This is a genomic window from Microcoleus sp. Pol10D4 (genome assembly GCF_036701555.1).
Classification (GTDB): domain Bacteria; phylum Cyanobacteriota; class Cyanobacteriia; order Cyanobacteriales; family Microcoleaceae; genus Microcoleus.
The window spans coordinates 201,369-215,844 of the sequence record NZ_JAUBRA010000003.1 but is presented as its reverse complement, the minus strand read 5'-3'; the positions used below and the strand labels follow the sequence as shown (position 1 = coordinate 215,844).

12 protein-coding genes are annotated in these 14,476 nt (G+C 46.0%); 3 read left to right on the top strand and 9 right to left on the bottom strand.

Annotation, left to right across the window (positions count from 1 at the left end; genetic code table 11):
- Positions 1-357 precede the first annotated feature (357 nt).
- The 3 genes from QUA36_RS03540 to QUA36_RS03530 form a co-directional block, all read right to left on the bottom strand.
- Positions 358-879: a hypothetical protein gene (locus QUA36_RS03540; protein ID WP_333161654.1), complete on the bottom strand. Its 522-nt coding sequence runs from the start codon at positions 877-879 to the stop codon at positions 358-360.
- 288 nt (positions 880-1,167) lie between these two features.
- Positions 1,168-1,518: a hypothetical protein gene (locus QUA36_RS03535; protein WP_333161652.1), complete on the bottom strand. Its 351-nt coding sequence runs from the start codon at positions 1,516-1,518 to the stop codon at positions 1,168-1,170.
- A gap of 386 nt (positions 1,519-1,904) precedes the next feature.
- The gene (locus QUA36_RS03530) at positions 1,905-3,005 is read right to left on the bottom strand and encodes a saccharopine dehydrogenase NADP-binding domain-containing protein (RefSeq protein WP_333455570.1); all 1,101 of its coding nucleotides are present in this window, start codon (positions 3,003-3,005) and stop codon (positions 1,905-1,907) included.
- A 287-nt stretch (positions 3,006-3,292) separates the two neighbouring features.
- On the opposite strand from QUA36_RS03530, the gene QUA36_RS03525 reads away from it, so the two are divergent.
- Positions 3,293-3,424, top strand: a complete 132-nt coding sequence (locus QUA36_RS03525; protein ID WP_333455568.1) for a hypothetical protein — start codon at positions 3,293-3,295, stop codon at positions 3,422-3,424.
- 72 nt (positions 3,425-3,496) lie between these two features.
- Here the strand turns inward: QUA36_RS03525 and crtO are convergent, their stop codons facing one another.
- Both crtO and QUA36_RS03515 read right to left on the bottom strand, forming a co-directional pair.
- Positions 3,497-5,194 carry a beta-carotene ketolase CrtO gene (gene crtO / locus QUA36_RS03520; RefSeq protein ID WP_333454305.1) on the bottom strand — a complete coding sequence of 566 codons (1,698 nt, stop codon included), beginning with the start codon at positions 5,192-5,194 and terminating at the stop codon, positions 3,497-3,499.
- A gap of 464 nt (positions 5,195-5,658) precedes the next feature.
- Positions 5,659-6,759 (bottom strand): tetratricopeptide repeat protein, encoded by a 1,101-nt coding sequence (locus QUA36_RS03515; RefSeq protein ID WP_333455566.1) that lies wholly within the window; start codon positions 6,757-6,759, stop codon positions 5,659-5,661.
- A 150-nt stretch (positions 6,760-6,909) separates the two neighbouring features.
- On the opposite strand from QUA36_RS03515, the gene QUA36_RS03510 reads away from it, so the two are divergent.
- Positions 6,910-7,236, top strand: coding sequence for a YbjQ family protein (locus QUA36_RS03510; RefSeq protein ID WP_333455564.1), 327 nt, complete (start codon positions 6,910-6,912; stop codon positions 7,234-7,236).
- 245 nt (positions 7,237-7,481) lie between these two features.
- Entirely contained in the window at positions 7,482-8,105 is a 624-nt protein-coding gene (locus QUA36_RS03505; RefSeq protein WP_333455562.1) for a hypothetical protein, read from the top strand.
- A gap of 239 nt (positions 8,106-8,344) precedes the next feature.
- On the opposite strand, the gene metH is transcribed toward QUA36_RS03505, so the two are convergent.
- The 4 genes from metH to QUA36_RS03485 form a co-directional block, all read right to left on the bottom strand.
- Positions 8,345-11,896 carry a methionine synthase gene (gene metH / locus QUA36_RS03500; RefSeq protein WP_333455560.1) on the bottom strand — a complete coding sequence of 1,184 codons (3,552 nt, stop codon included), beginning with the start codon at positions 11,894-11,896 and terminating at the stop codon, positions 8,345-8,347.
- Between the two features lie 422 nt (positions 11,897-12,318).
- On the bottom strand, positions 12,319-13,077 hold the full coding sequence (locus QUA36_RS03495) for a hypothetical protein (protein WP_333161637.1): 759 nt from the start codon (positions 13,075-13,077) through the stop codon (positions 12,319-12,321).
- Positions 13,078-13,361: 284 nt separating this feature from the next.
- On the bottom strand, positions 13,362-13,988 hold the full coding sequence (locus tag QUA36_RS03490; protein ID WP_333455558.1) for a DUF488 domain-containing protein: 627 nt from the start codon (positions 13,986-13,988) through the stop codon (positions 13,362-13,364).
- 74 nt (positions 13,989-14,062) lie between these two features.
- Positions 14,063-14,416 (bottom strand): DUF3082 domain-containing protein, encoded by a 354-nt coding sequence (locus QUA36_RS03485; RefSeq protein ID WP_333455556.1) that lies wholly within the window; start codon positions 14,414-14,416, stop codon positions 14,063-14,065.
- Positions 14,417-14,476: the final 60 nt, after the last annotated feature.

The following is a 14,476-nucleotide window of genomic DNA, read 5'->3' as shown; positions in this document are numbered from 1 at the left end:
TACTTTTGTTACCTCTGTGGAAAAAATCCTGAAAGAATTTGGAGAAAACTATGTAATTAATTTTGTCTAGCTACTTATCGCAGCGAACAGTCCTGTAAAATAAAAAAAAATCGTGCTGAAAAAGGCGATTTCAAGGGAGCATAAAAATACCCTCTCCGATGTAGAGAGGGGCTGAAAATCCCCAAAAACTTCGCTAAACTCGCGTTAAAAACTGTGGCACCTATCAACAACAGTCCAAGACGCTGCAGCCGGGTTTTTTTGCTCAAACACTTTCCTCCATTCCGGTACCCGGCTAAAAATAACCGGAACGCTTGAGTTTGTGTGTCTCCAAGACAGAGAAATACTTGGCGTAAGCCCTTAGCGACCGTCTTTGTCAATGTCGCCAGGAACAGCGCGTTCCACCCGATCCCAAGCGTCGCGCGTGGCGGGCTTAGCTTTTTCCCAAGTCACTTTAGACTTACCCCGATTTGTTTCGTAGTCGCGCCGCAAATCGTCTTCGATCTCGTGGTATTTCTTACCCGTAGCGCCATAGCGACTGTATCCTTCATAACCCGTGCGGTATGCAGGCTGATAGTCTTCGTAAGTCGCGCTAGTGTCCACGTAAGGACGGGAACTGTAGTTGCTTTGCCAGTAAGCCTCTTCTACCGTGGGGTCGATCGCCTCGCCCACACCTTTGCCCACTAAACCGCCGCCAAACGAACCCACCACAGCGCCTACCACTGCTCCTACAGGCCCGCCGATGGCACCGCCGATCGCAGCACCTGCAGCACCCGCACCCGCCGCACCAATACCCGTTGCGACTGGATGGGCCCCTGTTTCGCCCGAAATCGGGTCGAGGTTAGCATCAGGTTCATGTACCGTTTTTTTGTCATCGCTCATGATATTTTTTTCCTTTTATCTAACTGTAACTCTTAATTAAATTTACCTTTTAAACTCATCTCTATTCATCTTCCTTGAGGATGAATCTGCTAGCTTAAAAAGCAGGGAAATGAAAAAATAGTTCGGGACTCAAAAAGTAGTTTTACACGTTACTCTAAAGCGATCAGGGGCGCCGAGGCGCACCCTAGATGATTATGTTCAAGTGAGTTCTGATCTCGGCTCAATTGTTTACTCACGGAAGCTGTGTATTTACCAGCAACTTGAGTTAGATATAAATCTCTTGATTTATTAGTTGCCCGTTACCTTTTCGATCAAATCTTCAGCTTTTTGAACTATGCCTTCTTGCGGGTGTTCTCCCTTGTACTCCTTTAAGCTTTCGTCGTAAGCTTTCTCGACCTTTGCAGGATTTTGAGAGGTTTTGACTATTTCTTCGTAAGCTGCTTGGGGATTCAGATCCTCGAAACTTTCTGCGGGGTCAGTAATTTTAGCTTCTGGCTGCGCCTGAGTTCTGTCTTGACCTGCGTAAGCAGACTGACTGGGTACTACCGCTAGACTTAGCAGACCAATGAACGCCAGGGTACAGACCAGCAAAATGCTTTGGCTCAATGTTTGTCCTAGAGCTTTTAAAACCCGCTTCATATCAACTTCTCCTGGTATTTTTTCGCAAAAATTATGGTGTTTGTCGCCCCTTCACTGCGATCGCACATTGACAACCTTGGTTCAATCGCAATCTTTGTCGCAGCTACCGCATCTAGAGCGAGCCAAAAGGGATGTTTCCCGTGACCTCCAATATCTTAAGCGCCTGCTTGTTATTATTACTTCTACCAAAAGATAGATTAGTTAGACAAGCGGAACTCATCTCATATCAGGGGCGATCGCAATTCCTGCGAGGAACCCTATCTAGGGGTTTTCTCATCAATTACGAAGCCCCTGACTCTTCTATTTCGGCGCGTCTTTTGCGTCTTCGCAGTTCGGGCAAAAATCCCATTTCCCAACATTTTAAATTGCTAAAAATAACCTACTAACTACAAAACAACCTGCTCTATGTCTAGTTTTCTGTTCTGCATAGCTCGTTCAAATAGCTCAGTAGAAAGAGCTTGTTCGACCGACCAAACTCCGGGTTTTTCCAGTTTTCCTTCTAACATTAATTGAGCTATGCTGCCAGTACCGATGCCCGTAGCGACGGCAGCACTGGGGTGTACCGCTGTCGAGCAAACTTTAGCGGGTTGACCGTTTTTGAGACCAGTCACTTGCGATCGCACTGCCACACCAACCCCACTAAAACTATTAGTAACACTGGTCATCCCATAACTGACGTAGGAGAGAAATTCAATCACGGAGTTATTTTTGAGCCAGCTAGCAGGCCAATACTTGGCAACAAACCAGGTAAGGTGATTGTAAAGGTCGGGAGACGTACCGAATTTAGTCACAACTGATTTGACGGCGAAAGTTTCGGGCAAAGTGATGGCTTCCGGCATATCGAACCAGTAAACCCCTGTGTTGCCGTAGGGTGCGGGAAATTCAATTGTTTCGCGATCGCTGTAGGGATTTACTTGCTGCCACTTGCGATCGGCCCAAACCTCAAAAGGGGTTTGCAGTCCTAAAAAAGTGGTTCTCATGACGGTAACGCCAGCACCGCCAGAACCTCCGACAACATAACTCAAATGGATATGTTCTGCTTCATCTAATTGTTCCACATCTCGGCGCACCATGCTATTAGACACACCGGGGAAAATGCCCGTGTTAATAATAGCAGTAATCCCAGCATTTTTAGCAGTTTCGCGCAATTCTAAAGCTCTGCGAGTAAAACTGCGGCTGTCGCTGACATCAGTATAATTAACACCTGCTTCGATGCAAGTTTTCAATACACTGGCGTCTCGGTAGTGAAAAGGCCCCGCACAGTGAACGACAAGATTAGACTCTGAAACAGCTTTTTGCAGGGCTGCACTGTCCGCTAAATCAAAAGTTTGGTACTGCACCCGATCCGGCGGCAATCCCGGCCCAATAGAGGCTTCAGAGTTGCGTCCGGTAACGGTAATTTCTGCGTCGGTATGGGTAACAAGGTCTTGGGCAACGCTGCTGCCAATTCGTCCCCGCCCGCCGACAATCAAAACTCGGTTTGCCATCGCTAAAAAAAGGGTAACGCCACTTCTCAGTTTCTCAACTTGGGGCCGGCGTTTTCATCCACATAAAGTATGAATTTATGAGAATGTCAGATGCTGGGGGATCAGTGGCGATCGCCCTGATTCGGAGATGGGGAGCGACTTCTACCAGCGACTTGCCTGTTTTGCTTTCATTAGAGGTTTGGCTGCGATACTAAGTTTAAAAATGGCTTCAGCGTTAACTTTTTCTTCTAATATTGAGAATTTTTTCGAGGGAATATGCTCTCTGATGACAAAATATTTTAACAGATTTGACGCAGCGCGAACCGCCGCCAGCCTTGGCGAAAGATGCAGCGGATTTAGAAAAGATATTGAGGGCGATCGCAAATCGTTTTCCCTTCACAGGGAATCAACCAGAAAAAATTCTCGCACTCGCACACTGATAAATCAATACAAACAAACGCAGATGAATCACATCTGCGTTTATCTGCGTTTATCTGCGGTTCCTAAAAATCTTACTTCTCATTACTCCGAAATACCGACTTACCCTTCGCTTTCAGAGTGTTAGCCGCATCTGCGAAAGTCTGCGCGAAAGGCTGCTGCGAGTGCATGAAAACGCGAGCGGTATTACGTCCCGGCATACCCGAAATTGAGCCGCCCGGATGCGTTCCCGCCCCGGTCAGAAACAAACCGTCGATCGGCGTTTTGTAATTCGCCAACTCCGGCAAAGGACGGAAAAATATCATCTGATCTAGTGTCATATCAACGTGATAATAATTTCCCTTCAAAGCCCCCAAACGTTCTCCCAATTCCGCCGGACTTTCCACGTGGCGGCCGATAATTGCATTTTTGATATTGGGGGCGTATTCTGCTAATTTATCAATGCAGCGATCGGCAACTTTGTTTTTCAGCTCATCCGTCCAACCCGTACCGTGCTGGCCGGTTCCTTCAGCATTTTCGATCATGTAAGGAGCAAAAAATTCAATCCAAGCCGTATGATGTCCGGGGGGAGCCATTGACGGGTCTAGTACCGTCGGAAACACCACATACATCGATGGGTCTGAGTCGGGAATTCTGCCAATTGAAGGGTCGCTGTGAGCGATTTCAACGTGTCTCACCGAGTCTGCAATTAAAACCGAACCGATTAAATATTCGTCCCGATGATTCCAGCGCTCAAACTTGGGCATTTCATTGAGAGCTAAGTCTATTTTGAGAATAGTCTCGTTGTTGTTAACAATTTTGCGCTCCAATCTTTCCCGCAAATTCGGGTCAGCAGCATCGACATCGCTGTCATCCATTAAATGCAGAAACAAGCGCTTAGCATCAATATTAGAAATGACACCTTTTGTAGCGCGGTATTCCGTGCCGTTGGCAACTCGGACTCCCACAGCGCGACCGTCATCAACTAATATTTTCTCGACGTGCTGGTCGGTAAGTACCACGCCCGAGTATTTTTTCACTACACTAAGCAGCGCTTGCACTAATGCACCCGTCCCTCCGCGCGGTCTTGCCATGCCGGGATTGTGCCTCATTGCCAGCATAATTGCGCCTACAGCCAGAGTTTTTTGCGAAGGAGGCGCGCCGAGTTCTGCGGCGAATCTTGCTAGGGGTGCTTTGATAAATTCCTCGTCAAACCACTCGTTGAGAATGTCTTCCGCGCTGGTGAGCATCGTGCGAACAAAGTCCAGCGTTTTGTCGGGGGAACCTATTACTGAAAATAAATCTTTGAGTTTGGCAATATCGTAGTTGCCTGCAATATCTATGAGGGATTTTGGTGGCGCATTAAACATCGGAACCATTGCACCTAAAGCCCGCTGCCAAAAGTCTGTATATTCAGCATATTTTTTGGCATCGCGCTCGTTGTAGCGGGCAATTTCAGCACAAGTTTTTTCTACTGATTTGTGCGCTAAGAAATATTTGCCGTCGGGATGCGGACAAAAGGCAACTGGATCGCAGAAAAGATATTCTAAACCGTGTTTTTCCAGTTCTAATTCTTCTACAACTGGCCCTAAATGGATAAATTCGTGGTCGATCGCGCACATATTGAATTTAAAGTCCGGCAATTCGGGAATCGCAGCTTCAGTAGTTGCCGCGCCGCCGGGAACCGAACGTTTTTCTAACAACAAGACCGTATATCCCGCTTTGAGGAGATAAGACGCACAGACTAGCCCGTTGTGACCGGCGCCTATGATAATGACATCATACGTTTGCATAGATGAAGATATGGGGATAGGATATTTTGCTCATTTTACAAATGTTAACAAGTTACCAGTCTCTACCGATAGAAATAGATTGATCTTAAGAGATTAGTTTGAGCATCTTACAAAAGAGATAGCCTGTCGCAAATTTTTAACTGCGATCGCCCTGATTTCCTCTTGAATTTACAGAGCGATCGCCAGAATCAAAACTAGCCCCAGTATAATACCGCATTTAGCCGCGTTTATCTGTGATTAACAAAAAACTTAAGCACCAGCAATATCTGCCCGATAAACCCGATTTTTTGAAACAACGAAGGAAGAGGCAAGAGGCAAGAGACAAAAGGCAAGAGAAAAAGTTTTGAGATTGTTTCCTTCCTCGCAACCCTGGGATTGGAAGGGTTAAGCCTTACAAAAATTACTTGCTCAAAACTCAAAACTAATTACCAATTACCAATTACCAATTAGTACCTTGAGAAATATTACTTTAGTTCCCGCAATGCCGCCTCAGCTTTTGTTGCACCATCATTGTTGCCTTGCTGGCGGTAAGTGTCGAGGGCTTGTTTAAAAGCTTCAATCGCTTCGGATTTGCGATCGCGTGCTTTGAGTGCCGTACCCATATTGTAATAAGCTTCGGCTCTGTTTGGTTCGAGCTTAATCACTCGCCCAAAAGTGGTAATCGCTCCTAAAAAATCTTGTTTTTTCAGTTGAATTTTCCCGATTCCTGCGTGTGCTTCCACTAAATTTGGTCGCACCGCAATAGCCCGCTGATAAGCTACCAGCGCTCCGTCGAAGTCGTTTTGAGCCTGGAGAAGTTCGCCAATTTCTAGCTGCACTTCTGGATTCCGGGGTTCCAATTTGGCAGCTTCTTCAAAAGCTGCTAGCCCTTCGGAAGTATAGCCGGCACCCAGCAAAGCAGTGCCTAATTTTAACTGGACACCGGCTTGTTTGGGAGCGAGTTCGGCTGCTTGTTGGAGTACGGTGACAGCACTGGCAAAACTTCCCTGCTGGATCAATACTAAACCCATTGAAGAATAAGCTTGCCAATTTTTCGGATCGAGGGCGATCGCCTCTTGGTATGCTTTAAAAGAACCGCTGTAATCTTTTTGCTGAAAGAGTACCACTCCAAGACCGATCCGGGCATTGACATTTTTGCGATCGAGCGCAGCGGCGCGGCGGTAAGCTGTGGCTGCTGCAGGATAGTTTTGCAAATTCGCCATAGCATACCCTAATGCGTATTGGAAGTCAGCATTGTTCGGTTCCAGACCGATCGCTTGTTGGTAAAATTCTACTGAGGCTTGATAATTGCCCTGACGCGCTTCTAAATAGCCAATACCCGAAAAAATGCGGGGGTTTTCCGTATCTAACCGTGCCGCTTCCTGATAAATGGCGATCGCCTTACTGTAGTCTCCTAAATCTACCAACTCGCGCCCTTGTCGCAGCAGAGCATCTAAATTTGAATCATTTTGAGGGTTGACTTGAACTAACGTTTCTGCTGACAGTGCTATCTGCGGCGCTGCGACAGCGAGTCCTGCTACCAAAAGCGTACTGAATACTAAGAGACTTTGTTTGTATACGGCCATTTGTTTCAAAGCGTGTGTGGAATGAAAGAGCGAGTTGCTGTCCGCTTGTCAAGCTGACAGCTTAGGGTTTGCCGGAAATCTTTGAACGGGGAGATGTAGTAAATCTACAGAACTCGACTAACTCAAAATGTTCGTATTTGAGGCCAACTGATGATTGTAACAACAACTGATATTATCCAAGGATCAGAAATTCAATCTTACTTGGGAATAGTAACTGCTGAGGTGGTTTACGGCACCAACGCCCTGCGAGATTTCTTCGCGGGCATTCGCGACATCATCGGCGGGCGCACCGGCAGTTACGAGGAAGTGTTTCTCAAAGGACAGCGAGAGGCCCTCGCGGAACTCGAAAAACGAGCTCAGCGCCTGGGCGCCAATGCCGTAATCGGGGTGGAAGTTGACACCGGCACGATTAATGTAGACACAAACGGGGCTTTGCTGCTGATTACTGCCGTTGGGACGGCTGTAAGACTGCGCTAAGCTGTCCTTCCTGTATACGTCCGCGAACTTTTCTAACTGGATAAATATAGTTATCCGTCATCAGTCATCAGTCATCTGTCATTAGTGGCGGGCTGAGGGCTGATGACTTTTTCATTTCTTTCTTCAGACATAGAGACTGGTTATTTCCCCAGGCAGATATAGTTTTTATCAATCTCAGCCACAATCAATGCTTAAGGTGAAAGATTGTTAAAAATTAAAGCAACTCTAAGAGGAAAAAAAAACCTATGTCATACGTAAATAGACCTGTAGATAACGTTGGTACCGAACCCGTGGTCGTAAATTCAGTGATGGAATACCACGATCGAGTACGTTGGGGCCCGATTTTTTCAGGTTTGGTAATTGCGATCGGCACACAACTGGTGTTAAGTGCATTGGGCGCTGCGATCGGCTTGAGCAACATTGCTAATTCAGGAGCTCCGCGCAGTATTTCAGGAGACGTGGGTACCGGCGTCGGAATTTGGTCAATTATCAGTTTGTTAATTAGCTTGGCCGTTGGCGGTTGGGTAACGGCTCGCGCTTGCGGCCCGATGAATCGCAACACAGCGCTTTTGAACGGCGCAATTTTGTGGGCAACGACCTTAACAATTGGCTCTTGGCTGTTAGCAAATGGCGTGGCCGGTACTTTTGGCGTCATAGCTGCGAATGCGGGAGAAGCAATTAATCAAGCGCAGCAAAGCGGGGTCGATTTGCCGAACCAAGCGCCTAACGTAACTGCTCAGGATACTCGCAATATCGCTGGTAATGCTGCGAAAGCTGGTTGGTCATTTTTGTTCGGCTCGCTATTGGGTTTAGTTGCTTCGATGGTAGGAGCATCTGCCGGTGCACGCACTCCCCGGAATTACTCATAAAAGTTTCGTCAGATACGGAAAGTTCATATTCATGAAAGCACTTTTGTTAAGGTGCTTTTTTGTTGGTTTTTCCTTCCCAGGTTCTAGCAGGAAAGGCATTTCTGGAGGCATAGCCTCCAGGTTTTTAAGTTGAGGAATATTGAGGCATAGCCTCTGGAACTGCGTTACCAGGCAGAGCCTGGTAACGAGTATAAGAACGAGAAAAACGACAGAAAAAAGTGTGAAGCCCACCCTATAAATTAAGCGCTGAAGTATTTGGCGGCTGGGTGATAGGTGATAATTGCCGTTGTTGATTGTTCGGGATAAAGTTGTTCGCTTTCATCCATGTAGAGGTTGATACGATCGCACTTTAACAATTCCAGTTGCTTGTACTGATCCGCCATGTTCGGACAAGCGGGATAGCCGAAACTGTACCGCGAACCGCGATATCTTTGTGCCAGCATATCGCGAATATTGTCCGGTTCCTCGCTACCAAAGCCCAATTCCCGGCGAATTCGCGCGTGAGTCCATTCTGCTATTGCTTCCGCTGTCTGTACCGCTAACCCGTGAAAGTAGAGATAGTCGGTATATTGATTGTTAGCAAATAGCTTTTGCGCGTACTCTGTAGCAATTTCTCCCACTGTCGCTACTTGCATCGGAAATACATCGATTTTACCCGATTCTTTGGGCGCAAAGAAGTCGGCAATGCACAGTCGGCGCGCCGATTTTTGGCGGGGAAATGTGAATGTTGCAGCGGGTGTCGATACATCTTGCCCGTTATTCATAATTTCCGGGTCGTACAAATACAAAGAATTGCCTTCAGCTTGACAGGGAAAATACCCGTAAATTGCTTGCGGCTGCAGTAAATTTTCGGCGATAATTTTGTGTTTCCACTCTTCCAAGATGGGATAAACTTTCTCAGCTAAGAAAGCGTCGTATTCTTCCCGCGATTGGTCTTTGGGCTTGCGGAACTGCCACTGACCGGCAACTAAAGCTTGCAAATCTAAGTGCCAGAAAATCTCCTCAAAGGGGATGTCTTCTCCCTGCAACAGTTTCGTTCCCCAGAAAGGAGGAGTCGGGCGATCGATATCTGCAGCAACCGCTTCGGATCGCTTGGTATCTATCACCACAGGAGTGTCTGCTTTCTTGGCATCTTCTACAGAATTTTCTGGCGCCGTTTTAGCTTCTTTAACCGCCCCATTCTCCTGCCCTATTTCATCTAAAAATCCCGCCAAATTTTCCCAGTTACCAGCAGATTTGGCTGGCATGAGTTTCTCCATAAAGTGCAAGTCAGAAAACGCATCTTTGCCATAAATTACTTTACCTTGGTAAGTATTTTGGCAGTCTTCATGTACAAACTTGGGAGTCAAAGCCGCGCCGCCCAAAATTACCGGAACCGTGATTCCTTTCTGGTTGAATACTTCCAGATTTTCTTTCATGAATGCGGTGGATTTTACCAGCAAGCCACTCATCGCAATACAGTCAGCTTTGTGCTTTTCGTAGGCTTCGATGATATTGTCAACTGACTGTTTAATACCCAAGTTTATCACTCGGTAGCCGTTGTTTGATAGGATAATATCAACCAAGTTTTTGCCGATGTCGTGAACGTCGCCTTTGACAGTAGCGATGATGAATGTTCCTTTGGCGTTGTCGCCGGATTCGGACTTTTCCATGTACGGTTCTAAATAGGCAACTGCCGCTTTCATGGTTTCTGCTGACTGCAATACAAATGGCAGTTGCATTTGTCCAGAACCAAATAATTCTCCGACTACTTTCATCCCGTCTAATAGGAAAGTATTGATAATGTGGAGAGGCGGATAGGTTTCTAATGCTTTGGCGAGTTGGATGTCGAGCCCAATGCGTTCGCCGTCGATGATGTGCTGCTTGAGGCGTTCTTCTACCGGGAGGCTTGCGTCTTCTGTACGATCGCGCTTTGTGGTTTTGCCCGCAAACACCGTTGTCAGGTCGCCCAAGGGGTCATAAACGCAAATATCGCCGTCAAACTCCCGTTCGTCGTAAATGAGTTTACGGCAGATTTCTTGGTGTTTGGGGTCGATTTTGGCCAGGGGCAAAATCTTATTAGCGCTGACAATTGCCGAGTCCATCCCGGCTTGCATTGCTTCGTGCAAAAACATCGAATTCAAAACTTGCCGCGCCGCCGGATTCAAGCCGAAGGAGATGTTAGAAACTCCTAAGATGACGTGACAACCTGGCAATTCTTGGCGAATGCGGCGGATGGATTCGATGGTAGCTTTGCCGTTTTTTCTGTCTTCTTCAATCCCGGTGGAAATGGGCAAAGCTAGGGTATCAAAAAAGATTTCCTCGGCGGGAATTCCGTAGGCGACGGCGGCGTTATAGGCGCGTTGGGCGATCGCAAATTTTTGGTCGGCTGTTCTGGCCATCCCGTCTTCGTCAATTGTACCAATAACTATGCCCGCGCCGTATTTTTTCGCCAACTCCAAAACTTGATAAAAACGCGGTTCTCCGTCTTCGTAGTTAGTGGAATTCAGCAAGCATTTGCCGCCCGCAACTTTTAAGCCAGCTTCCATCTTTTCCCATTCTGTGGAATCCAGCATTAAAGGGAGAGTTGCATTAGTCACAACGCGGGAGACTAATTCTTTCATGTCTCGCACGCCGTCGCGGCCGACATAATCAACGTTGATATCAAGAATGTGCGCGCCTTCTCGCACTTGTTCCCTGGCCATTGCTACTAAACCGTCCCAGTCTTCGGCGTTTAGCAAATCGCGGCATTTTTTGGAACCGCTGGCGTTGAGTCTTTCGCCGACAATTAAGAAGGAATTCTCTTGTTCGTAGGGTTGGGCGCTATAAATTGAAGCGGCGGAAGGTTCCCAAGTAATTTCGCGGATTTTGGGTTTAAGAGTTTTGCCAATTTCTGATAGTTCGCGGATGTGATCGTAGCGGGTGCCGCAGCAGCCACCGATGACTTGCACGCCTAAGTCTTCGACAAAGCGCATCAAGGCCATTTTTAATTCTATTGGCGTGAGTTTGTAGTGCGCGTGGCCGCCGATGTTTTCGGGTAAACCGGCGTTGGGAACGCAGGAAACGACGAAGGGTGAATGTTCGGAAAGGTATTTGACGTGTTCGGCCATGCGATCGGGCCCGGTGGCACAGTTCAGGCCTAAAATGTCAATCGGGTACGGCTGCAAAATGGCTAGGGCGGCGCTGATGTCGGAACCGACTAACATTGTGCCGGTGGCTTCCATTGTGACTGATACCATTAACGGAATTCGCGCACCTTTTTTCTTAAATACTTCTTCAATGGCATTTAATGCTGATTTAATTTGCAGCACATCTTGACAAGTTTCGACAATAAATAAGTCAACGCCGCCGTCATAAAGTCCTTCTGCTTGTTCGGTAAAAGCGGTGGTGAGTGTGTCGAAATCGATGTGTCCTAATGTGGGCAATTTGGTGCCTGGCCCGATCGATCCTGCGACAAATCTCGGTTTTTCTGGTGTGGAAAATTCGGTGGCGATACCCTTGGCGAGTTCGGCTGCTGTTTTGTTGAGATAATATGCTTTGTCTGCCAAATCGTATTCGGCGAGCACGATGGAAGCAGCGCCGAAGGTATCTGTTTCGATGACATCGGCCCCTGCTTCGAGGAATCCCCGGTGCACGTTGGCGACGGCTTCCGGTTTGGTGTGGACGAGATATTCGTTGCAGCCTTCGTATTCTTTGCCGCCAAAGTCTTCTGCGGTGAGGTTTTGGACTTGCAGGTTGGTTCCCATTGCGCCGTCGAAGACGATGACGGGGCGTGAGGGGTGGTGGAGGCGATCGAGGAATTTGCTATTCATAAGCGGTCAAAAAAAACGCAGGTGCTATATATTTACAATTTTATCTATTGTGCAATATTGTCAACAATTATGTGACTGTTGGGGAACGACTAATTACTGAAGGATTTAATGCTGCTAACAATAGTTCGTAGGCGCAAGCCGGGGCGTAGCCATCGTACCTGTAATTTTACCGATCGCCCTGGATTCTTGTCAAAATTCTGTTGTGGGTGAGGCTGCGGGGGGAAAACGGGCGATCGCAGGTGAGGGATTTTTTCGTTTAAATGTTGAGGAATTGCGGGAAAATGCGATCGCCACAATTAAACGAGTTATATAGCAATCCTAAATGACTCGTAAATTTTTACTCCACCCCAACCCTCTCCGAACCCGCTGGGAGTCCATAATAAATTTACCCATGATGCGAGGATTGCTCTATAACTAAAGCATTAAGATTTCTTTCTCATTTTTCTGTTTGAAGACCTTTTAGGCAGTCGCTTAATTTCACTTTCGCCTCCTTGAATGTCTACTTTATTGAGATTTTCTTCTACTTCTTCTATAATTTCTAAATCAACAATTTCAACATCGCCCCCGCTGACTTCTTCCTCTTCCTCAATCTCCTCCGAATTCGGTGGATTTGGGATTAACTGCACCGCTAACCCAGAAGCTTGAACCGACAATTCTTCGATTTTTTCATTAATTTCAGCTTCTCCAATCCGATTCTCAATTTCCGCCACCACTAAATCTTCCTCGGTAGCAGGAAAGTTATCAATTTCTTGACTAATTTCAGTTTCTCTGATTTCCTTGTCTACTAGCTGCATGGATAACTGCTGCTTTTCCCTTGACAATTCATCAACCTTAGTCACAAGCATTCTAATCTGTTCGTTGAGAACGCGAATTTCTCGGTTTTGCTGCTGAATCATTTCTTCGGCATCAGCAAGAGTTCGATTTCTCTCTAATATAACCTCATCTTTAGTTTCTAATTCCAAAGCGCTCATAGCCGCTTTAATTACATTATAAAAATGTGGCTTAGATACATCAACTTGTTTAGCATTATGGCGGCTTTTCCCCAAAAGTCCAATCTTTTGTCCTTGCTTAACAGCCAAAACAAAACCTTGATGATTTTTTATTTTTAATTCTTTGACAAAATCTACTTGAACTAAACTGCAAATATATTTGTGACAGTCAAAATAAAATTCTGCTTTCATCAAAAAGCACCCCTTTCTGCTACAGTCCCGCAGAATTATAGCATGAACAAGGTTAAAACTCGAACAAAATTTATAAAAATAGGGCGGGCGCGGAGGGCTGTACCCTAATTTATAAATGTATGCGATGTCAAGAGTTATTCGGGACTTATGCGAAAAATTGTTTGACGCGCTACTTCTAGCAGTAATGGGCGCATTGCGCCCCTACAAAATTAGGTTGGGCGGGCAGGAATTTAAATATTTTGGCTTAGCAAAATTCGTCAACTGCGACATATTTGATAAATTAATTAATTGCTTTTTTTGCTGACATAAGCGATTTCCCATCCGTGACGATAATAAGCTGTTTCTAAATCAACTATTTTCTGTTTAACTTGAGGCTCTAATTCAAACAAGCTTAGCTGAATTGGCTCATTATTTTTTTTTACTTTGTTAAACTTGCTCAAAAGTTTTTGTTCTAAATGCTGGTGCGATTCTAAATTGCCATCTGACAGAATGTGATTAATTTGTAAATTAAATACTTTAAGTTGGCGACACACTAAAATAGTCCGATGACAAGTAATCGGATCTTTTTCCGCACACATTAAACTGATTTTATAATTGGCTGCGCCTTGGAGCAAGCGCTGAATTCCTGCTGCAAATAGAGGAGTTGCTGCTATGCGATCGTATAAAGCTTTGCCGCTAGTATCGTAACAGCTTAAATCTTCGGGTCTCGCGCCCAACTCTTTGCCTAAAAAAACATATTGAATGCCGACACTTGACAAAGAAGCTTTAATTTCGGATTTATTAAAATGAGGTAAATAGCGGCTAAAAGGATGCGATCGCACGTCCGCAACCGCCGTAATTCCGTGTTGTTGCAGCAGCAAAACAAACGCTTCAATACTTAGATTGGAGTGTCCGATCGTAAATAATTCCATTGCTTCGATCTTACTATTCAGTCAGCCTGCGCGAAGGAGAGTTTTTGCAGCCCGATTGTTTCAACCTGTACACTTCAACCTGTGGGTTTTTTAACCAACTTTTGAATCACAAGTTGCAAAGCCAGCAGCATCAAACCCAAAGATGCAAAAGCAAAAACACCCGCACCCAAAGCCACAATTCCCATAACTAAAGTTCGCACAGCCGCGCCAATATTAATCGCAGTCACATTGTCAGAATGAATGGGGGAATTTGCAAAAGTTTGGACGATCGACAAAGTTAGCGCGTACAAAGCCGCCGCAAACCCGCCCGCGATTAGCGAACCCATCACGCACCGCAAAATCGTCGGTGGCGTGGAAGATGCAGAGGTTGCATCTTCCGCCGAACTCACAGGTTTAGAAGTAGAATTTGGATTAGTTAAATCAGTCATGGCGATTTTAGATTTTAGATTTTAGATTTTAGATTTCTGGTTAATTTACCAAAACTAAAA